The sequence below is a fragment of the Lyngbya sp. CCY1209 genome (genome assembly GCF_035615495.1).
Taxonomy (GTDB): Bacteria; Cyanobacteriota; Cyanobacteriia; order Cyanobacteriales; family Microcoleaceae; genus Limnospira.
Genome location: NZ_JAJENU010000399.1, coordinates 1 through 21,550, shown reverse-complemented (window position 1 = coordinate 21,550; position 21,550 = coordinate 1). Strand labels below are relative to the sequence as shown.

Genomic DNA, 21,550 nt, shown 5'->3' with positions numbered 1-21,550 from the left:
GGCTAAAGCCGCACGAGTCGCTTTTCCACCCCGCGCTAAAGCAGCAGGGCTATCAAGCTCCCGACCTATTCACGTATAGCAACGAGCGCTGGCGTGGTAACACGCCGGGAATGATCAATCTCTCTACGACCGACGACCGACTCCCTTTTATAGGTTTTGTAACTATACGATCGCGCACTGCTATAATTGTGTCCGAACCGCCTTGTCGCTTGCTATATATCTTGGGCTGATGAACCGACTATACCTGATTTTTCTAACTCTATTCATTCTCAACCCGATCGCACCTGCTTTTTCCCGACCCTTTGGGAATCAGGGGGAAACGGGCGATCGCACCCAAAACACCCAAAACGCGATCGCCCAAATTGACGAGGAAACATTGCGGGCGGCTTGTTCTGGGAAACGCTTCGATTTGTTGCCGATTCCCTTTTCCGACGTTTCCCCCGATCACTGGGCGTTTGAAGCGGTGATGAATCTCTATTATTGTATCGGATTGCCGCCCAAATTTCAAGCGGATCGGAGTTACGGAGAATGAGCGATCGCGTCAATCTGAGGGTTCTTTTTTCTTCAATACCACCAACGTAATATCGTCGAAAATCTGCTGTCCGCCGATAAATTCTTTCACGTCCGCGATCGCCGCCTGACAAATTTCGTGAACCGAACTGTCCCGGTGACGGCGGAGGACATCGCAGAGGCGATCTAAACCGTACATTTCGTTACCAGTGTTCTCCGCTTCGGTGATCCCGTCCGTATATAAAACGACAATTTCGCCCGGTTTGATCGGAACTTCGACGCGATCGATGAAGGGGGAAATATCTTCTTCCAAACCGAGGGGAAAGCCCAAATCCAAGGTGTCGATTTGTTCGATATCGCCATTATTTTTAATCAAAATTAGGGTTTCGTGTTGTCCGGACAAGTGCAATTTTTCCGGGTGAACTTCCAACAACGATAAAGTCAGGGTTTTGTCGGATTTCATGCGGCTGGCATTGCTGTACACTACCTGATTGATGGCATTTAATAACTTGACGGGGTCGGTTTCATCCACCGCCATCAGAGTCCGAAACGCCGTCTGTACCATCATCATCAAAACGCCACTTTCCAAGCCGTGTCCAGTCACGTCTCCGATGCCAATTTGAATCGTGCCGTTGTGGAGAATAATATCGTAATAGTCGCCCCCCACTTCGTCGGCGGGTTGCATGAATCCGGCGATATCGAAATCGGGCATTCCCTGCAATTCTTCCTCCCGGGGCAAGATCATCTGCTGCAACTTTTGGGCGACTTCCAATTCCGTCCCGAGTCGCATATTTTCCGCCTTCAATCGTTTGTTGAGTTCCAAAATTTCCGCGTTTGCCCGTCCGAGTTTGGCGGTGCGATCGGCGACTTCCGCTTCCAACGTGCGACTGTAATCGGAGAGTAATTTTTCGGCTCTTTTTTGCTCGGTAATATCCTCAAAGGCGACGATCGCATAAACGATCTCTCCCCCGCCATCAAAAATGGGTGTCGCCCTCACCTCCAGGGGAATCCGCCCTCCGTCCCGCCGGATTTCCAAGTCATTGGCGACGACCGTTTCGCCCCGTAGCGCCCGCATGGCGGGCAGTTTATCGGTCGGATAGAGGCGATCGCTGTCGGCTTCGTAAACTTGATATTTTATGGACAGATGGGAACCCACCGCGTCCAGAATTTCTTCAATTCCCAATAATTGCTCCGCCGTTTCATTAAAATAAATAACGCGACCATCCGGGTCATGGACGGACACGCCGACGGGCAGAACATTCAAGAATTTTGTCAGGCGGCTTTCACTTTCGGAGAGCGCTTCGTTGAGGCTTTTTAACTCTCGAAAAGACTGCTGGAGTTGTCGAGCCATTGTATTGAACGAATGGGCGAGTTTTCCGAGTTCGTCCGTCCGTTCTGATTCCAGAGACTCTTTCCAATTTCCTCGGGCCAGATCGCCGGCCGCCGCGTTGAGGCGAAAAATGGGCTGGGTGATCCATCGGGCGGTGAGAATTCCGATGATCGTCGCACCGATGGTGGCGGCGATACAGAGTTTGATGGTTGTCCGAATGTTGGCGTTAATTTCTGCCATAAAATCCGACTCCGGCACGACCACCACGATCAGCCAATCCAAGCCGTATTCGTCCCGGAAGGGGACGACATTTAAAAATTGTCGGTCCCAGTCGAACACCCATGTCAGCCGTTGGGGCTTTTCAATTGTTTCCAGGTTTCCGAAGGTTTCAAATAAATGGCGGGTGGCCGATCGCGTGATCGGATGGGTGCTATTTCGGGCGTCGAGCAATTCCCGCTCGCCGTTTTGGTCGCTGAAGGGTAATTCCGAGGTGGAAGTCGCCAACAACGTGCCGTCCCGCTCGATGATAAATGCCTGTCCGGATTTGCCGATTTTCAGTCGGTTCAAAAATTGGCCGATGTGGTCCAGCCGCAGGGCCGCGATCAGCACCCCTTGCAATTCGTCGCGATCGCCGTAAACGGGTTGAAGGGCGCTCACAATTAAGGTGGGTTCGAGGAAGGAGATGTAGACATCGCTCCAGGTGGGTTTTCCCGCCTCCGCCGCGCTGGTGTAGGAGGTGTGTTCCCGGATGTCGAAGTCGTCCACTTTGAGTTCGATGCTGGTGCGATTTCCTTCGTCGTCGGTGTTGTAGGAGTAGAAATCGAAATCGGTGGAGGGGCCGGACAAATTGAGCATCAAAGACCCGTTGGAAAGCCGTTCTCCGGTGCGGTAGTCCCCCTTCCAATTGCCGACGGAGGTGAAGTTGATGTAGGGGTAGTGTTGGACTTGGTGCCACAGAAATTTTTCCCAGGTTTGCAGGTCGTCGAGTTGCAAATATCCCAATTTGATGGCGTCCAATTTATTTTGGTTCATCTGTTGGGGGACAGCCAGGTAAAATTCCAAATTTTGGCGGACGCGATCGCTCACTTCTTCGATCAGTTGGTTGGCCAGATCCGCGATCGCCTCTTCCCCGGTTCGGAAGGATAAATACCACACCAGTCCCGCCGCTCCCACGACTTGCACGACGAAGGGCACGATCAAAATCGTCCGCAGGGAGGTGCGACCGAAAAGTTTGATGATGAGTTGGTTTAGGGGTTGAACCAGCATGGGATTTGGGACGAATGATCGATGATTAAATCGGTTGACCAACCCGCTCTTTCGCGGAATCTCCGAGACAATCCGGCGAGGAAACTCGCAAATTGTACCGAATACACCTGCGGGGTAGACCCGACAGACGAGCGATCGGGGCGGAAATGGGCGATGTTGACGAATTCAAAGCGGACTCTATTTTAAACTGACCCCCGGTTTGCCGATTGATGACCCTGACAATCCGCTCTGGGATGATGATGCGGGGAATCGACTGAAAATAATGCCACAAAAATTCCCCGGAAATTTGAACGGCAATCCGTCTTGGGATGGAGGTTCTCTAACCGCCAGTTTATCTCAAAAGCAGGATGAAGTTTGAGCTGAGTCCAATTAAGATCGAGATTAGAGCCCGAAAAGTTGAAAGCGGAGAGATTGACTCTATGACTAACGAACGTGAAATTAAACAACCGATGACTCCCGAAGAGGTGAGTCCCGAACAGAAGCGGCAACATAAAGAAGCAATGGAGCGGGGTGGAAATACCCTGACAACGAATCCGGGCGATCGCATCGACGATTCCATGTCCGTCGAAGAGAAGGCGCGACAGGTGGCGGTGGACACGGCTGATATTACCGGGGATCATGTCACTGTTCCCACTTATTTTGTCGTTGACGAATCCGACGGCGAGAAAAAAGCACTTCACCACGTCAGAGATGCGGAAGAAATTTCCGACACCATCCGACAGGCTAGGGTAGATGAAAATGGCGATCGCAAGTGGTGGTAGGACATCGGCTGGGGAACGGGGCTTCAAAGTTCCGGACTTTCCGGGTCATTCTCGGGCAACGGGCGATCGGAAGACCATCTGAAAATTGCGAGAATTGATGAAATTTTTCAAAATCGGAGCCGATCGCGCCGATTTTTTTAAATTACTAAAAATATGAGACACATTTTATGTTTTAAATTATCCTCTTTTGTTCTTTCTTTAGAAAGATGAAGAGTTGGGTCATACTGTGGAATTCTTGTAGACAGAACGAACCATAATCAAAATAGGAGAACACTCATGGTAGCCACGTTAACAGATGCCAAACGGGAAGCGATCGCGACCAAATTAGCGGATATGCGAGCCATTCAGAATTTGGCGATCGCCAACGAAGAACAATTCTTGCAGGAATGTGGCGACAGCGAAATCCGCGATCGCCTGGAAAGTATGCTGGAAGACGACCGCAAAAATCTGGGTATTTTGGAAACCAGCATCACCCAATACGGTATCCAAAGTAAGCCCAAAGAAAAGATCCAGAAATTCGTGCAGCACGCCCAAGAAATGATGGGCAGTTCCGACCTGAGCCTGTACGAAAAAATGGCCCAACACGAACTCCTGAAACACGGACAGGTCATTTCTGGTTTGGTGGTTCACAAATCCGCCCAAATTGCCGGACCCGATGTCGAAAAAGCGATCGCGCCCCTGAATGCGATCAACTTTGAAAACCGCGCCCACCAGGAAAAACTCAAGGGAATGCTCGAATATTTGGGTACTCAAGAACTGACCGGCCAGGAACCCGACCAGAGCATCTGGGCGAAGGTTCAAGATGGCTTGGCAGCCCTCACCGGGGTTTTCGGCAGCGCCGTCACCCAAGGCAGCGACCAGTCCGACATGAACATCCAGACCATCATCCGGATGGACCACGACAAGGTCAAAACCCTGATATCCGAGATCGAAAAATCCGACGACCCCCAGAAGATTCAGGAGTATTTCGGGCAGCTTTACAAAGATCTGCTCGTCCACACCGAAGCAGAAGAACAGGTCGTCTATCTCTCAGTCCGCCCCTTCTACGGCGAGTCCGACACCCGAGAACTGTTCGACGAACATTCCGAATTGAAAACGCTGATGAATGAAATGAAAGCCATGAGTCCCACCTCGGCGGAATTCAAGGGCAAACTCGCCCAGGTGAAGGAAATCGTCGGCGACCACACCCGCCAGGAAGAAAGCACCATGTTCTTGGCAATTTCCAACAATTGCTCGATGGAACAACAAGAAAATCTGGCATCCGAATTTAAGAACACCAAAAAACAAATTGAAACCTCGTTGTCTGCCAACAGCTAATTAATAATGATGTAGGGGCGAATGGCATTCGCCCTTCCTCATCGGGAAATCAAATCCCCCCAAATCCTCTTTCATTGTTCATTGTTCACTTTTCCCTCAGATTCCATCTCCTCGATCGCGGCGACGACTTCCCGCTCGAAGGCAACTTTGGCGCGGTTGGTTTTGCCGCCGATGTAGAGGCGATCGCCCTCTTTCAATCCCCAGATTTGGGAGTGAGAAACGTAGCTCATTAACACGCTCACCATCAGCAATCCGAAGCCCAAATAAACGATCGGAATGCCCGGATCGGCTTTAATTTGCAGTCCCGTACTGCCCACCACTTCATCGACGTGGAGGGTGACGCCGTTAATTTCCAGGGACATTCCCTCCCGCACCGTCGAGACTAATTCGCCCTGATTGTTGTAAATTAAAACGGTTCCCTGCAAGTCCTTCGCCACCAAAGAAACCCCGTCACTCAAATCGGGTTTGGTGGGCACCCAAGTTCCCCAAAAGCGGCCGTTGCCTCCGGTATCCAATTGGGCCATCGGCAGTTGCAATACGGGCGATCGGTTGATGCGAACCCGCACCCCCGCGATACCCCAGTCCGCCTGGTAGAACGTCACGCCGCCGTAACGCAGCGGTTTGTTGACGTGGATGGTTTGGCGATCGCGTTCCGTGCCCTGTTCATCCACCACCGACAGATCGGAATAAAACTGATCGATGGTCCCGTCGGGGGTGTAGTCGATCCAAAATCGGTTCACCCGCACCGCCCAATCTCGGGGCAATTGGGACTCGGAAAACGGCCCCGCATCGATAATATTTTGAATGCCGAACAAATTGCCGCTCGGAACCATTTCCTGAGCCATAAAACCCGTCATCGCGCCCAATATCGAACCCGCCAAAATGATCAACATACTGGCGTGGACGACGATCGGCCCGATGCGCCCCACAATTCCCCGGCGGGCGTAGAGTTTTTCTCCTTCTTGAAAAACCCGATAGCGGCGTTTTTCTAAAAACGCTTTGAAGCTGTCGAGGGGAACGTCTTTTAGTTCGGCACTCAACGCCAGATTTTTAAACTGTTTCGGCTGGTCGTAATAGTTCCAGCGGCGGGCGGCTTTCAGGGTGGGCAACTGGCGGGTAAAGGTGCAGGCGGTGAGACTCGATCCGAATAAAATGAGGATTGACAAAAACCACCAAGTGCGGTAAACATGATCCAATCCCAAAAATCGGATCACTTTCCAGGTCAAAAAGCCGAATAGCGCCGGATCTTCCGGGTAGTTCGCCTGGTAAAATGCGACGGACTGGCCCTGTTCGAGCACCGTCCCGGAGATACTGAAAAGGGCGATCGCCAACAGCAAAATAATTGCCAGCCGCAGATCAGCCAGAACCGGAAGCAATTCCTTTCTCAAAAAGCGTTGGGGAACCGTCCCCCAATCGGAAAGTTTGGATAAAAATACGTCCTTTGCAGTCATAGGGAAATTAGACTCGGTTTCTTATGTTAAATTTTTCGTTTGAGAGGCAAGAGTCAGGAGGCAAGAGGCAAAAGTCAAAGGTGGGCGGGTGTGATGAAACATGGCAGACTTCCGGGCTATAAAAACTCGGCTAGGCGATGGGAGACAGTCGAAACAACAGGGAAAAGACTCCGAACCCCACCAGCAAAGCGCCGCTCACCGGAGTAATCCAACCGGACCACTGTCGCAGCGCCAGCAACCTTTTAATCGTAGCGGTAAACGTGCCGGCGATCACCAGGGGGGCGACGTAACCCACGGCGTAGGATAGCAGCAACATCCCCCCCAGGAGAATGTCCCCGGTGGTGGAAACCCAAGCCAAAAGCGTCGCCAAAACGGGGGTGCTGCACGGGGATGCCACCAAACCGAACGTCAGTCCCAGCAGGTACGATCGCACCCCGTCCGGCAGGGTTTTCGGAATCCAACCCATCGTATCAAAGGCCGGCAGTTGCAGGGGCAGAGCTTCCAAAAGATTTAACCCCATCAAAATGGCGACGATACTGACGACAATCGGCAATCCCACCCCAATTTGGCCGTAAACTTTTCCCACCAGCGTCGCGAAAATCCCCAACCCCGCCAGCGTCGTCGCCAACCCCAACGCGAACCAGGTGGACTGGGTGGCGGCTTGCAGGCGCGTTGGGTTCTCGTACCCCCCGATATAGCCGACGGTAATCGGCAGCATAGAGAGCATACAGGGGGTGAGGCTGGTGAGCAACCCGGCGGCGAACAGTGTCAAAATGCTGGCCCATCCCAGGTGCGTCAGTTGGTCCCGGACGAGGGAATTGGCAAATTGGGCGACTTCGTACAGTTGGGTTTGCAGGGTTTCGATCATCGGATTCGGTGCAATTCTTTTGGCTCCATTAAGGATTGTAACGTTTTCTCAGACTCTTAAAGATGGGGTTGGGGTGTGGGGTGTGGGGTATAGCCCTTCGACTCCGCTCAGGGCGACGGGTGTGGGGAAAGTGAAAAATGAAAAATGAAAAATGAAATTTTCTTGATTTCTTCCTCCGCCCCCCGACTCCCGACTCCCGATTCCCGACTCCCCGGCGCAGCCATCAATCCGAAATCCGCCCGTCCGGCATCACGGTGCCCCGAAAAATCACCCCTCTCAGGTTCGCTTTCGCCAAATTCGCCCCCTCCAGATTGGCGTGGCTGAGGTTGGTGGGTTTCTGAATTTCCCGGAAATAGAAGCTGTGTAAGTCGGCCCGACTCAAGTTGCTTTCGGCGAGGTTTGCATATTCCAAATCCGCACTTTGCAAGCTGGCTTGTCGCAAATTCGCCCCCGTCAAATCCGCCCCCCAGAGTCTCGCCTCCAGGAAATTGGCATTTCTGAGGTCGGCTTGTTTCAAACTCGCCAGGGTCAAATTTGCCTTTAATAATTGCGCGTCCCTCAAATCGGCATTGTCCAAAATCGCCCGGTTCAGGTCGGCTTCAAATAGGTTGGCGCCGCGCAAATTCGCCCCTTGCAGGTCGGTTCCAGCCAAATTTGCCCGTTTTAAAATTGTATTTTGCAAGTCGGCGCCGCGCAAGTTCGCCCCCCCCAGATTCGCCCCGGTGAGATCTAATCCCCGCAAATCGGCTTTCCGGAGGTCGCACACCTGCCACAAAAACGAGGGACAGGCGTTTTTCTTCAGCAGACGATCGCGATCGGATAAACTGACAGCATCGGCCGGGGCCACCCATCCCCAGGTCAGCCCCAAAATGATTAGAATTGCGATCGCCAAGCGTGCCGTCAGGCCTGTCGCCCATTGTCTCAGTCTCATCATCCCCAATTCCAACGCCCAACTGTTTAGTATACTGCCAACCGTCCTGGTGTCAGGTGGGAATTTTTCAATGCGGGTGGGGTGAAGCTTTATTCGGAAAAATGGGACTTCCACCGACATTCGGTCAATTTAAAGTTATCGAATTGAGCGACAAAAGATGAATTCGAGGGGCTACAGGCATACAAACCGTAGCGAATTGACAAACTTGGGGGATGGGGTGGATCGGCTTTTCCCATTTTCGGCGACGTTTCTCCCAAATAATGAAGGTGAAAAATTCGCATTTGTTTGAAGGTGATTCCGTCGATCGCGGACTCGATCAAAAAATCCGGCCCCCGGCGGCTGAGACGATACCAGATCAGTTTCGGGGTGGGAATATCGGTCGTCGCCCAGTCGGAATAGCCAAAATTTGTGACGACACTTCCCAAACGGGAAATCTCGTTATTTTCATATTCGATGGACGCTTTGAACCAATTTTCGCGATCGCCGTAAATGATGACACCGCACTGATCGAACCGGGTTTGATAGTCAAAGGAAACTCGGACGGTAAAGGTAAAGTTGCGATCGCACTCCAGCAACAAAGCCGGCGCATTCTCATTTCTGAAACCGTAATAACTGCGCTGCCAAAAATCGGTTTTCGCTTCGGTTTCGATGCGGACAAAATCGGATCGAATGTCATAATTTTTGGGAGGGTAGATCCAGTTTGCCGCCGTAAAATTGGGGGTCATTTTTCCAATCCATTTAACTGGGAATTTTGGGGCGATCGCCGTTTTGAAATTTACCCCAGGCGGTTTGAACCTCCTGGGGGGCGGGAAAATTGCGATCGTACACAATAATAACATTCGTCAAATTCCGTCCCGGAGAAACAAGCACCTGATTCTGATAGGCGAGGGCTTCCGACGCGCCACCATCCAGATTCATCGCCTCGTAACACCCCAACGCCTTCATCACTTCCGCCTCTTTCTGCAATGATAAACTCGCCAAAAACGACACCAAAAATAACTGATTGCCATCCTCGGTAAATCCGATCGCCGTCCGATACCCCACATCCAAAACGTGGGGATCTTTGAACCCTTCCGTTTTGGGCGCCAGCCAAATTTTACCCCCTTTCACCAACCGGGGGCCGCAGGTAATCGAAAACCAATGTTGGTCCCATTCCGGTTTTCCCTGTGCCCTGGCGGTGATCATTTCCGGGCGATTACCCTCCCGCAAACCCAGCGTCGTCCCGAAGTTTTCCCAACGGCTGTATTTGAGAAACTGCCCCGCCGCCACCATATTTCCCATCACCCGCTTTTCGTCATCTTTGCTAAAAAATGTGCCGTTCGCCACCACCGCCGCCGGGTGGCGTTTCACCATATTTTCAAAGGGTTCGTCACCTTGAGAGGATTTATTGCTGTTGGCTTGTTTGGCGTTATTCGCCAATCCGATTGTCAGCAAGGTTTGGGAGTCCCGCAAATCGATCGCCGTCTGATAAAAGGGCACCCCCAACAGTTGCTTTTGGGTGACAATAACCGGATTTCCTGAAACGGATTCCGGCATCGGTTGGGGTGTCGCCTTCGGAATCGGGGCGGCGGGTAAAGGTTTCGCTTCCGGTATCGGGGCGTTGGGCAAAGGTTTGATCGTCGGCTGGGGAACCGGGGCATCGGCGGATTGCAGCCGTGCGGACAGCCAGGGGAAGTATTCTTGCAAGTAAGGATCGATAAAAGCGATCGCGCGGGTGCGGTTTTCAGGGATGGAAAAAACGGCTTTCAAAATTCGGAATAAGCCGATTCCCACCAATACCAGAAATGTCCGCCGCACCATTTTGCGACAACCGCCGGATTTTGCTGACTGAGACATGGGGTTACTATCACTCTTTCTCTAGTGTAGGCTGAGTTGAGGCTTCTCGCCCTCACCCCCAACCCCTCTCCCAACTTGGGGAGAGGGGAGTTCAACAATATCTACTCTCATTCAAGCCAACTTACACATCTCCCAGCTTATCCAATTGTCAAAGCTAAATCTTCCCCAGATAGGGCAAAAATTGCCCCCCGAACCGCATCGGGTTGGGTATTTTCAACCACCCCCAAAATACCGCCGCCGGGGAGTTGAATTTGAGTGCCGGTGCCCGCCACATTCAAAACTAAAGTCGCCGGATCGATCGCCTCCACCACCGCGATGCGATCGCCCTCGGCGGGATTAAAATCGAGGATGCGATCGGCGAGCTCGGCAGTCGTTTCCGCACCGCCCAAAATGAACGTATCCGCCCCTTCGCCGCCCGTCAGGGTATCGGTTCCCCCATCTCCGATCAGATAATCATCTCCGGCATCTCCGGACAAATTATCGTTGTCCTGTCCCCCGCGAATAAAGTCATTGCCGACACCGCCAAAAACAACATCATTGCCCCGATTTCCGTTGATGATATCGTTGCCTTCATTGCCATTTAAAAGGTCGTCATCCCGGCCGCCGAACAGGTAATCATCTCCGCCGACACCGGAAATTGTATCGTTGCCCTGGTTGCCGTTAATGGCATCGCTGACGGGCGATCCTGTAATCAAATCATTGCCCGCCCCCGCCAGGATGCCCCGGGGATTTTGCAGGCTGATGTCCTGGGGGATTTCAATGACATTATCCGCATCAATCTCTTGGGGAAAGGCAAAAGAAAGGGGCAAACTTGTCACGTTGATCCGATTGATAAACCGGTTTAAAAGGGCCGGATCTGCGATCAAACTCGAAACCCGGGTGGGTAGGATGCCGTCGATCACTTCGGCATCTTGGATGCGATCGCCCTGTTGAATTTGATCGACCACATCGAACCCCTGAACCAATCCCCCAAACACGGCATAATTGCCATCTAAATTGGGATTATTGACCAGATTGATATAAAATTGAGAGGAGGCGGAATCGGGAGCGTCCGATCGCGCCATCGCGATCGTTCCTTGAACATTTGGTAGCGCGGGAGGGAGAGTCATTCCAGCCTGTTGAAAGGTTTGGCTATAAATCGGTTCCGTCGCCCCTTCCGGTTTAATTTCCAAGGGAATATTGCGGACTTCTCCGGTATCCGGATCGACAAAGCCCCCACCTCCGAGTAAATCTTCAGGAAACGTCGGATCTAAACTGTTGGGATCGCCGGCTTGGACGACGAAGGGATTCGGTTCACGGACGACTCGGTGAAAGGAAATGCCGTCGTAAAAATCTCGATCCACCAATTCGACAAAATTTCCAGCCGTGAGGGGGGCGTTATCACCGTCAACTTGAATCACAATGGGGGCACCGTTGACCACCATTGCCACGAGTGCCTGACCGTTTAATGCCTGAACGTCTGCCATATTTAAAACACAATTTTTCCGTACACGATGTTAACCCGTTTCCGAACCATTTTTCACCGGCGATCGCTATCCCTGAGAGCAAATCCGCCTCCGATGTTCCCCCCGCCCCAACCGAATCGAATTTTTATGTAAAGATATGTAAAGAAAGTTCTCATTTGAGTCGATATCATGTCCCGTCGAACCTGTATCGGTCTTCTGTTGGCGATCGCGATCGCCCTGTTTAACCTGAATCTGGCCGCCCCCGCCCATGCCTTGGGGGGCTCCCTCCCGCCGCTAGACGAACCCGCCCCGGAATTCACCCTCCCCACCAACACCGGCGACGGTGAAATTTCCCTCTCGGACTACCGGGGACAGTGGGTGGTGGTCTACTTTTACCCCAAAGATTTCACCTCGGGATGCACCCTGGAAGCCCGCCGCTTCCAACAAGATTTGCCCCAATACTTCGCCCGAAACGCCCAAATTCTCGGCATCAGCGCCGATGACGTGGACTCCCACGCGGAATTTTGCGACTCGGAGGGGTTGAAGTTTCCTCTGCTGGCGGATGTGGATGGCAGGGTCAGCAAGGCTTACGGGTCCTGGCTGAATTTCTTCTCCATGCGGCATTCGTTTATCGTCGATCCCGAGGGCATTCTCCGGGAACGGTTTGTCGGCGTCATTCCCGCCGTTCACAGCCAGGAAGTGCTGGCCCGCTTGGACGAGTTGCAGGGAACCGCCTCTTAATAGCTTTCAGCTTTCAGCCGATCGGGATTTGGGAATATCCTCATCTTCAATCCCGATCACACAATGCCCAGGTATCGGTAATTGTAGGGGCCCCTGGCTTGCGCCCTAATTTGAGATTTCATTGATTCCCGACTCCCAATTTTCTGGCGACGGGGGTATCAAGTATTAATGAATACATTGATAGGGTTTCAACCTATAAAAGTCAATCTATGCATTTAAATTTTAGATAGATTTTTATATACCTTTTGGGGTGCGATCGCGTCCCGAGCTAATTTTCAATGACTCCGACTTTTTTTGATATGATTCCGATTCCCGATTCCCGATTAAAAAGAAACGGGCTAACCCGCATATGGTTAACCCGCTAGCTTGGGAACGCTCAGAGATCCTACTTTTGGACGACCAGCTTGACGTTGGCGCCTTGCAGACCGCGCTGCTTCACATCAGACAGAGTCTTGTTGACGGCGTACTTCTGGTTGATGGAGTTGATCAGCTCGGTTTGGTTGTGCTTTTTAGCAACACCCCAGAGATCGGCGATCAGGTCGTAGGTTCCATCGCTGTTCCGAGACCAACCCAGATCATACTCGCCCTCGAGGGTAGCAACCAAGTCGGCGCGGACGCGCTGGCCGTTGTAGCCGCGGACATCAGCGTTGGACTTCACAGAGATACCCAGATCGCGCAAGGAAGCCTTCAGGATTTCGGCATCGGTGATCTTGGTACGCAGTGTGCTAAAGTGAGACATTTAGGTATCCTCCTAGTGGAACTGAAAACGAAACAACAACGGTTTTGGGTTTGAACTGGAATCGCTTTGCTGAAGCAGCGTTGGCATCGATCGCAAAGACGATTGGGGTAGAAACTGCTAGTCACTTACCAGTGCTAGCCTTTGCTCCTGTTTGGACCAGGAGAAAGCCTGTTAGAACTCCATGCGCTGATATTCAGCGACGGAGGACGCAGCCGGTCGCGCCCGCTGTCGGGCCCAGTCACGTAGCGCTGTGACCTGTTCGTTCATCGTCTTCGACAGCGGTAGGGTCGCCTTGATGGCGGCGATGATGTCGAGCTGCGTAAACTCGCGGTCTTGAGCGAAGGCCTCGTACATGGCGGCGACCAAGGCCTGCTCAATTTCTGCTCCGGAGAAGCCGTCGGATACGGTAGAGAGTTGATCGAGATCGAAGCGATCAATATCCGAACGACGCTTGGAGAGATGAATTCTGAAAATATCTTCCCGTTCTTCTTTGGTGGGCAAGTCCACGAAGAAGATTTCGTCAAATCGTCCTTTTCGGAGGAACTCGCCGGGGAGACGCTCCACTCGGTTGGCGGTTGCCATCACGAACACGGGGGACTGTTTCTCTTGCATCCAGGTGAGGAACGAACCGAAGATCCGGCTTGAGGTGCCACCGTCGGAGTCCGCCGACCCGGTTCCCCCTGCGAAGGATTTGTCGAGTTCGTCGATGAATAGAATCGCCGGAGAGATGGACTCTGCCGTTTTCAGGGCGTTGCGGAGGTTGGCTTCCGATCGCCCTACCATCGAACCGTCGTACACCCGGCCCATATCCAGCCGCAGCAGGGGTAAACCCCACAGACGGGACGTGGTTTTGGCGATCAGGGACTTTCCGCAACCCGGAATCCCTAGGATCAGCATCCCTTTGGGTTGGGGCAGGCCGTACTCCCGGGCCCGCTCGGTGAAGGCGTCAGACCGCTGTTGCAGCCAGCGCTTCAACTCTTCCAAACCGCCCACCGCATCGATGGTTTCATCCACGTCGATGAATTCGAGAATGCCGTTGCGCCGAATCAGTTGCTTTTTCTCGGACAGAACGATGTCAACTTCTTTGTCCGTCAGCCGGTTCGCCGTCACGTAGGCTTTGCGGTACACCTTCTCGGCTTCGTCCCGCGTCAAACCCAGGGCGGCTTTGAGCAACTTTTCCCGAGTTTCGGTGGTGATCCGACGGGAACGGGCCTGATCGAGTTGGGACGAGAGCACTTGGTTGAGCTCTGTCATGTTCGGCAGGGGGAAGTCCAGAACCACGACTTCCTTCTCCAACTCGATGGGCACTTCCTGCACGGGGGACATCAGGACGATGGTCTTGTTCGTGCCTTTGAAACTGGCGATCGCATCCCGCAAACACCGGGTCACCTCTGGAGAATCTTTAAAGGGATGCAAATCTTTAAAGATGTAGATACTGCCACTAGCATTTGGCTCCCTGTGCCGAATCACCCATTCGATCGCAGCTTGCGGCGATACTGTATTAGACTGTACTGTATTTCGCGCTTGATCCCGACTATATTGGGTCAGTCCGCGAGTGACAGTCCAAACGTATACTTCCCGCTGACGCTTCGAGTTCTGTACGATGGTCGCGATCGCCTGCTCAGACCGCTCCTCCTCGAAAGTCACGAGGTAGATCAGAGGATATCGAGCTTCAATTAGGATACTAAGTTCTTCTTGCATGGTCCTCGATCCAAGAGACGGTACAACATTTACTAACAGTGAGAGTTCCCAATGTCCGATTCTGAGCACGACATCGCGCTATCATCGAAGCTAGGTTGTATTCCTCCTCAACAGGGGACGAGTTCTTCCTCTCCCGGTTGGGCGGTGCTCGAACCCACTTCTCGCACTGGCTGGACTGATAATTCTTCGTCAGGCAGCACGCTGGGCTGATTCTTGACGGAAACCAATTCCCCTTCTTCTATGACGACGGAGGTGGCGCATTCGGGACAGGCGTAAACTCGATGAGTTTGGCCGTGTAATGCTTCCAATTCGTCAACCACTTCGGGGTGGGTCAGATAAAAGACGAGTGCCTTTTCGGCCAGGGCTGACATGGGTTCCGATTCGACTGCCGCTTTAATTTTGAGTTTGCGGTGCAGTGAGGGTGGAAGATAAAGTGTTACCTTTTGCTTACTTTGCATAGGACAGTGAACTTGTGTACCCGGGTATGTATCACAAGATAGCGACTTCATTCTGAGATGTCAAGACGTTTTGCTGCTTTGATGGCAAAACTGTAATATTCCGTTACATTTGCGGCGTGGGAGAGGGGGTGGATAATCGCCGAAACCCTTGTAGAGTCGAGGGTTTGGGGGTATCCAGGGGGCAACCTTATAGGGTTGCCAGGATTCCGGGGAATCAAAAATCGGGGCGTCGTGCCTTGCGCCCCTACAATTTAATAATTAAGGAACTCGATGATAGCCGGTTTGAACTTGCGGGTTGCGATCGCCCGGGCCAAGCTTCCCCAGGGGGGCGGGATGAAATGGAAGACCCGATCGCCGATGCGGACGACGCCGAGGGGTTCGAGGTGGTCGCCCGGGAACTCGAAAAATGCGATGACTTCCCGCCACGGTGTCCGCGGCCCATGAGCCAAAAACCATAAAAAATTCCCCCCCGAGATGGGAAGGGATTTGAATGGTGGGGTGCGATCGCCCGATATGAATCGCTCTCCGCGCATCTGCGGAGATTTGCCGCTCGCCCCGGGCGATGAATCCGAGTGACAACCGTAATCCTACGGAATCCGTCCGGACAACCCTCGGAAACGAAGGGTATTTTGATGAATTTTCCGAGCCCGTAGATTCGGGTTCAATGCAAGGCGATTCGCAGTTTTCGAGCTTTCCGAGCGGCCGACTCCCGCCCGCTCAACGGTGGTTGGGGGATGCCGTGGACATTGTTGGCATCCCACGCATCTCGCCCGAGATTTTCCTGGGATTGGCTTTAGTTTTCCGACTCAGATCAGTATAGTCGTCCGATACAAACGGGGCTCAAAAGGGCGATCGCACCCTCCCCCGCCTGAACCTAGGGATACAGTTGAGGATACTCCTGTGGTTCGATAGAATTGCCGTCGCACTCGGATTTAGCCCGATATTCGATCGCGTTGAACTGCGTTCCGTCCCACTCGTACTTGACAAAGGTGCCGCAATCCCCAACCCCCCGATCTTTGGTGAAAACGCTCAAAATACCCTCCGCCGGCTGGTACTCCAATTCGCCGATAATCTCCCGAATTTGAGCCTCCACCAGTTCGCCCCTCGCACCCATTTCAAACCCAGAAAATTCCAGGGGTTCAACCGTTACCTCCCCGTCCGTCTCTTGATAGCGAAAGAAATTGTAACCCCCCTGATAAGCGGCCCGGTAGCAGAGCAATTGCACCAGTTCGGCTTCCGGCCCGAGGGGGTAGGCAAAGGAGCCCAACCGAAACGGCAAAGCGTTCACCCCCGGACAGATATCGAGTCCGTCGGGATTTTGATAAAAATACTCCAAAATTTCATCCGGAATCATGAACGGAACCGGGGGGAGTTCCGGAATGGTTTCCACCTCTTCCCCTTCCGAAGTCGGTTCCGCCGCGTCGGGTGAGGGGGGCGAGGAGGGCGGAGGCGCCGGGACGGGTTGGGCGAGGACCGTCCCCGCCGAAAACCCGATCGCCAGAAACAGCGACAATTTTGGCAGCACAGAAGCCATAATTTAGGGACAATCGAAACCAGCGATCGCCAGTGTATCAACATTTCTGAACGATCGGGCGCGATCGGTTAAGCTGACAATGCAGGTTGCAACGGGAGTGCATTCATGAAGGCGGTCATCATCAATCGGTACGGTTCCCCGGAAGTCCTGGAATACGCGGACGTGGCGATGCCGAAAATCGGCCCCGAACAATTATTGGTCAAAGTCCACGCCACCAGCGTCAACCCCGTCGATTGGAAAATCCGACAGGGAGACTTGCAACTGTTATCCGGATTTGGATTTCCGAAAATCCCGGGTTCCGATTTATCCGGGGTGGTGGTGGAAGTGGGGGCAGATGTCACCCAGTTTCAACCGGGAGACGAAGTTTACACCTTCCTGAATCCTTTGTCGGGGGGTGCCTACGCCGAATATGCCGCCGTCCCCGCCTCGACGACGGCCCACAAACCCGGTACCATCACCCACGAGGAAGCCGCAGCCGTCCCCCTGGCGGGGTTGACAGCATTGCAAGCCTTGCTGGATCTGGGCCAGATGCGATCGGGACAGCGGGTGTTAATTAACGGGGCGTCCGGCGGCGTCGGGTCCTTTGCGGTACAAATTGCCCGGGCGATGGAAACGGAGGTGACGGGGGTTTGCAGCACCGCCAATTTGGATGTCGTGCGAAGTTGGGGCGCCGATGTTGTCCTCGACTATACCCAAGTGGACTTCACCCAGCAGGGTACCCAATACGACATTATTTTCGACGCGGTGGGGAAACAGACGTTTTACAACTGCGAGAAAGTGTTGCAACCGGACGGAATCTATGTTTCCACCCTGCCGAGTTTGGATAATGTCGGCGCCTCGGTGCAGAGCCTATTTTTGCCCGGGAAAAAAGCGAAACTGATTTTGGCGCAACCCGGACGGCGGGATTTGGAGGCGATGCGGGATTGGATTGAGGCCGGGAAGGTGCGATCGCACGTCCACCGAAGTTACAGCTTATCCGATGTCGCCCGAGCCCACGGCGAGAGCGAAACGGGACACGTGGTCGGCAAAATCGTCATGACTCCCGGCCCCGGCGTGGCGCCGACCCCGACGGACATTCCGATTTCCTAGACCAACGATGGCCGTCGCTCCCATCCGGGAGCGCACGGAACCATCGCATCCGGGAGCGGGTCGAGAGTAAGGTAAATTAACATGAAAGTCATTTCAATCGAATAGGGGAAAATTCACTTGTGGTAGCCAACCAGCCGACATCCGCCAGCGATCCCGCCACCCTGGAAACTGCCCTGGCGCGGAAGGTCAAGCGGCTCACCTCCGCCAGCGGACAGCTCACCGTGCCCTGCATTCCGTCGCTGCTCGACCATTACATGGAGCAGTTCGATCGCCTCTTGAAAGCCCTGGGCCAGAACTTCACCCCGGAGGAAATGCAGTCGCTGCGCCAACTGGTGCAACGGAAACTCAAGGAAGGCTACGACACCTCCCCCCACTCCCGCCTCCTATTCAAATATGAGCCGCCCGACCCCACCCAGGGCCTCACCAACGGCCTGAAATTGACCGTCGTCAACGAAGTGTTGTCGATGGAAAAGAAGTATCAGCGCTGGCTCAAAAGTCGCAAGGGTCCGCTGTTCGGCTCCCACCCGGACGCCAAACTCATGGACGTGGTGAAATTTTTCGACAACCCCAAAACTGCCCCCATTTTAGATGTCGGGGCGGGGGTGGGCCGCAATACCCTGGCTCTGGCACGGCGGGGACATCCGGTGGACGCGGTGGAATTGACGCCGGAATTTGCCCAGATTATCGCCAGAGAAGCCAAAGCCGAACAACTCCCCGTCCGGGTGATTCAGAGCAACATTCTCAACCCCGCCCTGCAATTGCCGCACAATTCCTATCAATTGGCGGTGGTGGCCGAGGTGATTTCCCATTTTCGCAATAATGAAGACGTGCGATCGCTCCTGTTGCGGATGTGCGAGATCGTCAGACCGGGGGGATTGTTGCTGTTGAGCACGTTTTTGGCCGCTCCCGGATACGAGCCGGACCGGCGGGTGCGGGAACTGGCTCAGGTGCAGTGGTCCTATTTGATGACGCGATCAGAGTTCAATTCCGTGATGGCCGGTTTACCATTACAGATATTGTCCGATGAGTCGGTGTACGAATATGAACGCACCCACCTGCCCCCGGAGGCGTGGCCGCCGACGGGGTGGTTTGAACATTGGAGCCAAGGCCGAGATGTATTTCCCATACCCAAACCGCCCATTTCATTGCGTTGGATACTTTGTCGGAACAATTGATCATTGATCATTGACAATTGACAATTGATGACTTTTATCGATTCTCGATTTTCCGATTTTATGTTGACCGGATTTAACGAATATTTAATTAATTCCCATGCAGAAGCGACGGATTACACAAGTTTCTCTTTATGTCATAGCCGGGGCTGCGGCACTGGTTTTTGGCGTTTATTTCCCCATGATGCAGTGGCAAAAAATCTGGTCGTCCCGGACTGGAGACGCGCCGGAGCTTTCCCATTCTTCCGAGGTGGTGATGAGTTTGGCGTTGCTCTCGCCGGAGGAGCGCCGGGTGGAGTTGGAGGAAATGATCGCCACCTCTCCGGCATCTGAGAGCCAAAATCGCGCCCGGTTTTTGCTGGCGGCGGATTGGTTGGAGAGTCAACAGCCGGAGGCGGCTTTGGAACAGTTGGAAGGATTGGAGGGGGACTATCGGCTGTTGGGGGGGTACGTCCTCAAAATGCGGGCGCAAGCCTACGAACAACTCGGAGAGACGGCAAAAGCTCAACAAACTTGGCAGGAATTGATCGATCGCTACCCGGAAGATCCGGTGATGGTGGAGGGGTTGTATGTTTTGGGTGAAAATAACCCGGAATATTGGGATCGGGCGATCGCGGAATTTCCGGCCCACCCCCGCAGCGTGGAGATCGCCGAAACTCGGCTGCGGGAAAATCCCAATCAATTCCCGTTGCTTTTATTGATCGCCAAACACGGAATTTATTTGCCCGATTACGGCACCTATTTGGAGCGGTTGCGGCGGGGTTACGAAGCGCAACTCACCCCGGAAGATTGGGAGGCGATCGGGTTCGGTTACTGGGAAAAAATGGATTACGGTAAGGGTGCGATCGCCTATTCAAAGGCCCCCGCTACGCCCCGAAACCGCTACCGCCACGCCCGGGGACTGTGGTTGGGCGGGAAAATTCCCGAATCCCGGAAAGCCTACGAACAGTTGATCGCCGCCTTCCCCGATCAAACCGACCCCGGGGGCGAGGATGCCGGGTTCGGCCTGATCCGTTTGGCCCGCCTGGTGGAACCGCAGGAAGCCCTCCCGCTGCTGAATCGGGCGATCGAGAATTTCCCCGAACACGCCCCGGAAGCGCTCTTGGACCAGGCGGACGTGCTCGAAAAATTGCGTTCCCCCGATTCCGCCTCCAAAACCCGCCAGTTGTTGTTGAGCGAATACAGTGATTCGGAGGCGGCGGCCAAATTGCGCTGGAGTCTCGCCCAACAGGGCGCGGAAGCCGGAAAGCTGGATATCGCCTCCGAGTGGGCACGGCAGTTGGTGACGAAGAACCCCGACAGCGAGTTGGCGCCGGAGGCGACGTTCTGGATTGGGAAGTGGGCCCAACAGATGGGGAAACCCAAGGATACCACCAAAGCCTACGAATATTTGTTGGCGCGATATCCCGAATCCTACTACGCCTGGCGGGCGGCGGTGCTGCTGGGGTGGCCGGTGGGGGATTTTACCACGGTGCGGCCCCTGTCTCCCCACGTCGAACACGCGGAACAGCGCCCGACTCCCCCGGCGGGTTCGGAGACGCTACAGGAATTGTACCGCCTGGGGCGCGATCGCGACGCCTGGAGCCTGTGGCAGGTGGAATTCGGCGACAGAATGCAACCGTCCGTCGCCCAACAATATACCGACGGTTTGATGCGAATTGCGGTGGGGGACAATCTGGACGGCATTTGGATGATTTCCAGCCTCAGCCGGCGGGAAAACCCGGAAGAACGCCAAGAATATCTCGCCCTGAAGCAAAAACCCGGTTACTGGCAATCTCTCTATCCGTTCCCCTACTTGGAAACTATCGTCAGTTGGTCCAACAAACGCGACCTGAATCCGGTATTGGTGACGGCTTTAATTCGGCAAGAATCGCGATTCATGCCCTCGATTAAATCCGTTGTCGGGGCGACGGGGTTGATGCAGGTGATGCCCGAAACGGGGGCAGAGGCGGCGAGAAACATCCAATTGACCAACTATTCCCTCGAAAACGTCGATGATAACGTCAATTTAGGAACTTACTACCTCGATTTCACCCACCGAGAATACAACAATAATTCCCTGTTGGCGGTGGCGAGTTACAACGCCGGACCCGGTGCGATCGCCGATTGGTTGCGGCGGTTCGGCTTCGACGACCCGGATAAATTTGTCACCCAAATTCCCTATCCGGAAACTCAGGGTTATGTAAAATCGGTGTTTGAAAATTATTGGAATTATCTGCGAATTTACAATCCCGATATCGCCGAAAAACTGGCGGAACACGCCCGCTCTTACAAGCAAAAGTTTTAATTGAAGGTGGGAGATGGGCAAGCGCAGAGGCTTGCCTCTACCGATGATTTATTCATTGGGTTGAAAATTGGTGGGAGCCACCTTATAGGGTGGCTCCCCTACCTAGCATGGGCA

Annotated in this window: 19 protein-coding genes; 7 read left to right on the top strand and 12 right to left on the bottom strand. The window is 53.6% G+C overall.

Annotated features, from left to right (window positions below):
* Positions 1-229: 229 nt before the first annotated feature.
* Positions 230-532: a hypothetical protein gene (locus LKE08_RS11935; RefSeq protein ID WP_324704452.1), complete on the top strand. Its 303-nt coding sequence runs from the start codon at positions 230-232 to the stop codon at positions 530-532.
* A gap of 9 nt (positions 533-541) precedes the next feature.
* Here LKE08_RS11935 and LKE08_RS11930 read toward each other — a convergent pair whose 3' ends face one another.
* Complete coding sequence (locus LKE08_RS11930; RefSeq protein WP_324704451.1) at positions 542-3,106, bottom strand: SpoIIE family protein phosphatase; 2,565 nt, start codon at positions 3,104-3,106, stop codon at positions 542-544.
* Between the two features lie 419 nt (positions 3,107-3,525).
* Here LKE08_RS11930 and LKE08_RS11925 point away from each other — a divergent pair, with 419 nt between their 5' ends.
* A complete protein-coding gene (locus LKE08_RS11925) occupies positions 3,526-3,867 on the top strand; it encodes a hypothetical protein (protein ID WP_375341417.1) in 342 nt (113 codons plus the stop codon).
* Positions 3,868-4,143: 276 nt separating this feature from the next.
* The gene (locus tag LKE08_RS11920; protein ID WP_324704450.1) at positions 4,144-5,184 is read left to right on the top strand and encodes a hemerythrin domain-containing protein; all 1,041 of its coding nucleotides are present in this window, start codon (positions 4,144-4,146) and stop codon (positions 5,182-5,184) included.
* Between the two features lie 71 nt (positions 5,185-5,255).
* Here LKE08_RS11920 and LKE08_RS11915 read toward each other — a convergent pair whose 3' ends face one another.
* From LKE08_RS11915 to LKE08_RS11890, 6 genes are all read right to left on the bottom strand, one after another.
* A complete protein-coding gene (locus tag LKE08_RS11915) occupies positions 5,256-6,635 on the bottom strand; it encodes a cytochrome c biogenesis protein (protein WP_324704449.1) in 1,380 nt (459 codons plus the stop codon).
* Positions 6,636-6,765: 130 nt separating this feature from the next.
* Positions 6,766-7,503: a cytochrome c biogenesis protein CcdA gene (locus LKE08_RS11910; RefSeq protein WP_324704448.1), complete on the bottom strand. Its 738-nt coding sequence runs from the start codon at positions 7,501-7,503 to the stop codon at positions 6,766-6,768.
* Positions 7,504-7,726: 223 nt separating this feature from the next.
* Positions 7,727-8,437 (bottom strand): pentapeptide repeat-containing protein, encoded by a 711-nt coding sequence (locus tag LKE08_RS11905; protein ID WP_324704447.1) that lies wholly within the window; start codon positions 8,435-8,437, stop codon positions 7,727-7,729.
* 86 nt (positions 8,438-8,523) lie between these two features.
* Positions 8,524-9,159: a DUF1349 domain-containing protein gene (locus LKE08_RS11900; RefSeq protein ID WP_324704446.1), complete on the bottom strand. Its 636-nt coding sequence runs from the start codon at positions 9,157-9,159 to the stop codon at positions 8,524-8,526.
* A 13-nt stretch (positions 9,160-9,172) separates the two neighbouring features.
* The gene (locus tag LKE08_RS11895; protein WP_324704445.1) at positions 9,173-10,270 is read right to left on the bottom strand and encodes a phosphodiester glycosidase family protein; all 1,098 of its coding nucleotides are present in this window, start codon (positions 10,268-10,270) and stop codon (positions 9,173-9,175) included.
* A 137-nt stretch (positions 10,271-10,407) separates the two neighbouring features.
* Positions 10,408-11,736, bottom strand: coding sequence for a peptidylprolyl isomerase (locus LKE08_RS11890; RefSeq protein ID WP_324704444.1), 1,329 nt, complete (start codon positions 11,734-11,736; stop codon positions 10,408-10,410).
* Positions 11,737-11,904: 168 nt separating this feature from the next.
* Between LKE08_RS11890 and LKE08_RS11885 the strand changes: the two genes are divergently transcribed.
* Positions 11,905-12,456, top strand: a complete 552-nt coding sequence (locus tag LKE08_RS11885) for a peroxiredoxin (RefSeq protein ID WP_324704443.1) — start codon at positions 11,905-11,907, stop codon at positions 12,454-12,456.
* A 385-nt stretch (positions 12,457-12,841) separates the two neighbouring features.
* On the opposite strand, the gene LKE08_RS11880 is transcribed toward LKE08_RS11885, so the two are convergent.
* The 5 genes from LKE08_RS11880 to LKE08_RS11860 all read right to left on the bottom strand — a co-directional run bounded on the left by LKE08_RS11880 (position 12,842) and on the right by LKE08_RS11860 (position 16,888).
* Positions 12,842-13,195, bottom strand: a complete 354-nt coding sequence (locus tag LKE08_RS11880) for a DUF1257 domain-containing protein (protein ID WP_324704442.1) — start codon at positions 13,193-13,195, stop codon at positions 12,842-12,844.
* Between the two features lie 171 nt (positions 13,196-13,366).
* Entirely contained in the window at positions 13,367-14,896 is a 1,530-nt protein-coding gene (locus tag LKE08_RS11875) for an AAA family ATPase (RefSeq protein ID WP_324704441.1), read from the bottom strand.
* 107 nt (positions 14,897-15,003) lie between these two features.
* Complete coding sequence (locus tag LKE08_RS11870; protein ID WP_324704440.1) at positions 15,004-15,354, bottom strand: hypothetical protein; 351 nt, start codon at positions 15,352-15,354, stop codon at positions 15,004-15,006.
* 251 nt (positions 15,355-15,605) lie between these two features.
* The gene (locus LKE08_RS11865; RefSeq protein ID WP_324704439.1) at positions 15,606-15,887 is read right to left on the bottom strand and encodes a hypothetical protein; all 282 of its coding nucleotides are present in this window, start codon (positions 15,885-15,887) and stop codon (positions 15,606-15,608) included.
* 341 nt (positions 15,888-16,228) lie between these two features.
* A complete protein-coding gene (locus LKE08_RS11860) occupies positions 16,229-16,888 on the bottom strand; it encodes a DUF1176 domain-containing protein (protein WP_324704438.1) in 660 nt (219 codons plus the stop codon).
* Between the two features lie 105 nt (positions 16,889-16,993).
* Between LKE08_RS11860 and LKE08_RS11855 the strand changes: the two genes are divergently transcribed.
* From LKE08_RS11855 to LKE08_RS11845, 3 genes are all read left to right on the top strand, one after another.
* A complete protein-coding gene (locus LKE08_RS11855; protein WP_324704437.1) occupies positions 16,994-17,977 on the top strand; it encodes an NAD(P)-dependent alcohol dehydrogenase in 984 nt (327 codons plus the stop codon).
* A 119-nt stretch (positions 17,978-18,096) separates the two neighbouring features.
* Positions 18,097-19,152 carry a methyltransferase domain-containing protein gene (locus tag LKE08_RS11850; protein ID WP_324704436.1) on the top strand — a complete coding sequence of 352 codons (1,056 nt, stop codon included), beginning with the start codon at positions 18,097-18,099 and terminating at the stop codon, positions 19,150-19,152.
* A 97-nt stretch (positions 19,153-19,249) separates the two neighbouring features.
* Complete coding sequence (locus LKE08_RS11845; RefSeq protein ID WP_324704435.1) at positions 19,250-21,436, top strand: transglycosylase SLT domain-containing protein; 2,187 nt, start codon at positions 19,250-19,252, stop codon at positions 21,434-21,436.
* The last annotated feature ends 114 nt before the right edge of the window (positions 21,437-21,550 follow it).

Excerpts from the sequence above, each read along its gene's own strand:
- LKE08_RS11930 (WP_324704451.1), bottom strand. The coding sequence starts at position 3,106 with ATGCTGGTTCAACCCCTAAACCAACTCATCATCAAACTTTTCGGTCGC.
- LKE08_RS11935 (WP_324704452.1), top strand. The coding sequence starts at position 230 with ATGAACCGACTATACCTGATTTTTCTAACTCTATTCATTCTCAACCCG.
- LKE08_RS11895 (WP_324704445.1), bottom strand. The coding sequence starts at position 10,270 with ATGTCTCAGTCAGCAAAATCCGGCGGTTGTCGCAAAATGGTGCGGCGG.
- LKE08_RS11855 (WP_324704437.1), top strand. The coding sequence starts at position 16,994 with ATGAAGGCGGTCATCATCAATCGGTACGGTTCCCCGGAAGTCCTGGAA.
- LKE08_RS11870 (WP_324704440.1), bottom strand. The coding sequence starts at position 15,354 with ATGCAAAGTAAGCAAAAGGTAACACTTTATCTTCCACCCTCACTGCAC.
- LKE08_RS11860 (WP_324704438.1), bottom strand. The coding sequence starts at position 16,888 with ATGGCTTCTGTGCTGCCAAAATTGTCGCTGTTTCTGGCGATCGGGTTT.
- LKE08_RS11845 (WP_324704435.1), top strand. The coding sequence starts at position 19,250 with ATGCAGAAGCGACGGATTACACAAGTTTCTCTTTATGTCATAGCCGGG.
- LKE08_RS11905 (WP_324704447.1), bottom strand. The coding sequence starts at position 8,437 with ATGATGAGACTGAGACAATGGGCGACAGGCCTGACGGCACGCTTGGCG.
- LKE08_RS11885 (WP_324704443.1), top strand. The coding sequence starts at position 11,905 with ATGTCCCGTCGAACCTGTATCGGTCTTCTGTTGGCGATCGCGATCGCC.
- LKE08_RS11900 (WP_324704446.1), bottom strand. The coding sequence starts at position 9,159 with ATGACCCCCAATTTTACGGCGGCAAACTGGATCTACCCTCCCAAAAAT.
- LKE08_RS11915 (WP_324704449.1), bottom strand. The coding sequence starts at position 6,635 with ATGACTGCAAAGGACGTATTTTTATCCAAACTTTCCGATTGGGGGACG.
- LKE08_RS11865 (WP_324704439.1), bottom strand. The coding sequence starts at position 15,887 with ATGCGCGGAGAGCGATTCATATCGGGCGATCGCACCCCACCATTCAAA.
- LKE08_RS11920 (WP_324704450.1), top strand. The coding sequence starts at position 4,144 with ATGGTAGCCACGTTAACAGATGCCAAACGGGAAGCGATCGCGACCAAA.
- LKE08_RS11925 (WP_375341417.1), top strand. The coding sequence starts at position 3,526 with ATGACTAACGAACGTGAAATTAAACAACCGATGACTCCCGAAGAGGTG.
- LKE08_RS11890 (WP_324704444.1), bottom strand. The coding sequence starts at position 11,736 with ATGGCAGACGTTCAGGCATTAAACGGTCAGGCACTCGTGGCAATGGTG.
- LKE08_RS11880 (WP_324704442.1), bottom strand. The coding sequence starts at position 13,195 with ATGTCTCACTTTAGCACACTGCGTACCAAGATCACCGATGCCGAAATC.
- LKE08_RS11875 (WP_324704441.1), bottom strand. The coding sequence starts at position 14,896 with ATGCAAGAAGAACTTAGTATCCTAATTGAAGCTCGATATCCTCTGATC.
- LKE08_RS11910 (WP_324704448.1), bottom strand. The coding sequence starts at position 7,503 with ATGATCGAAACCCTGCAAACCCAACTGTACGAAGTCGCCCAATTTGCC.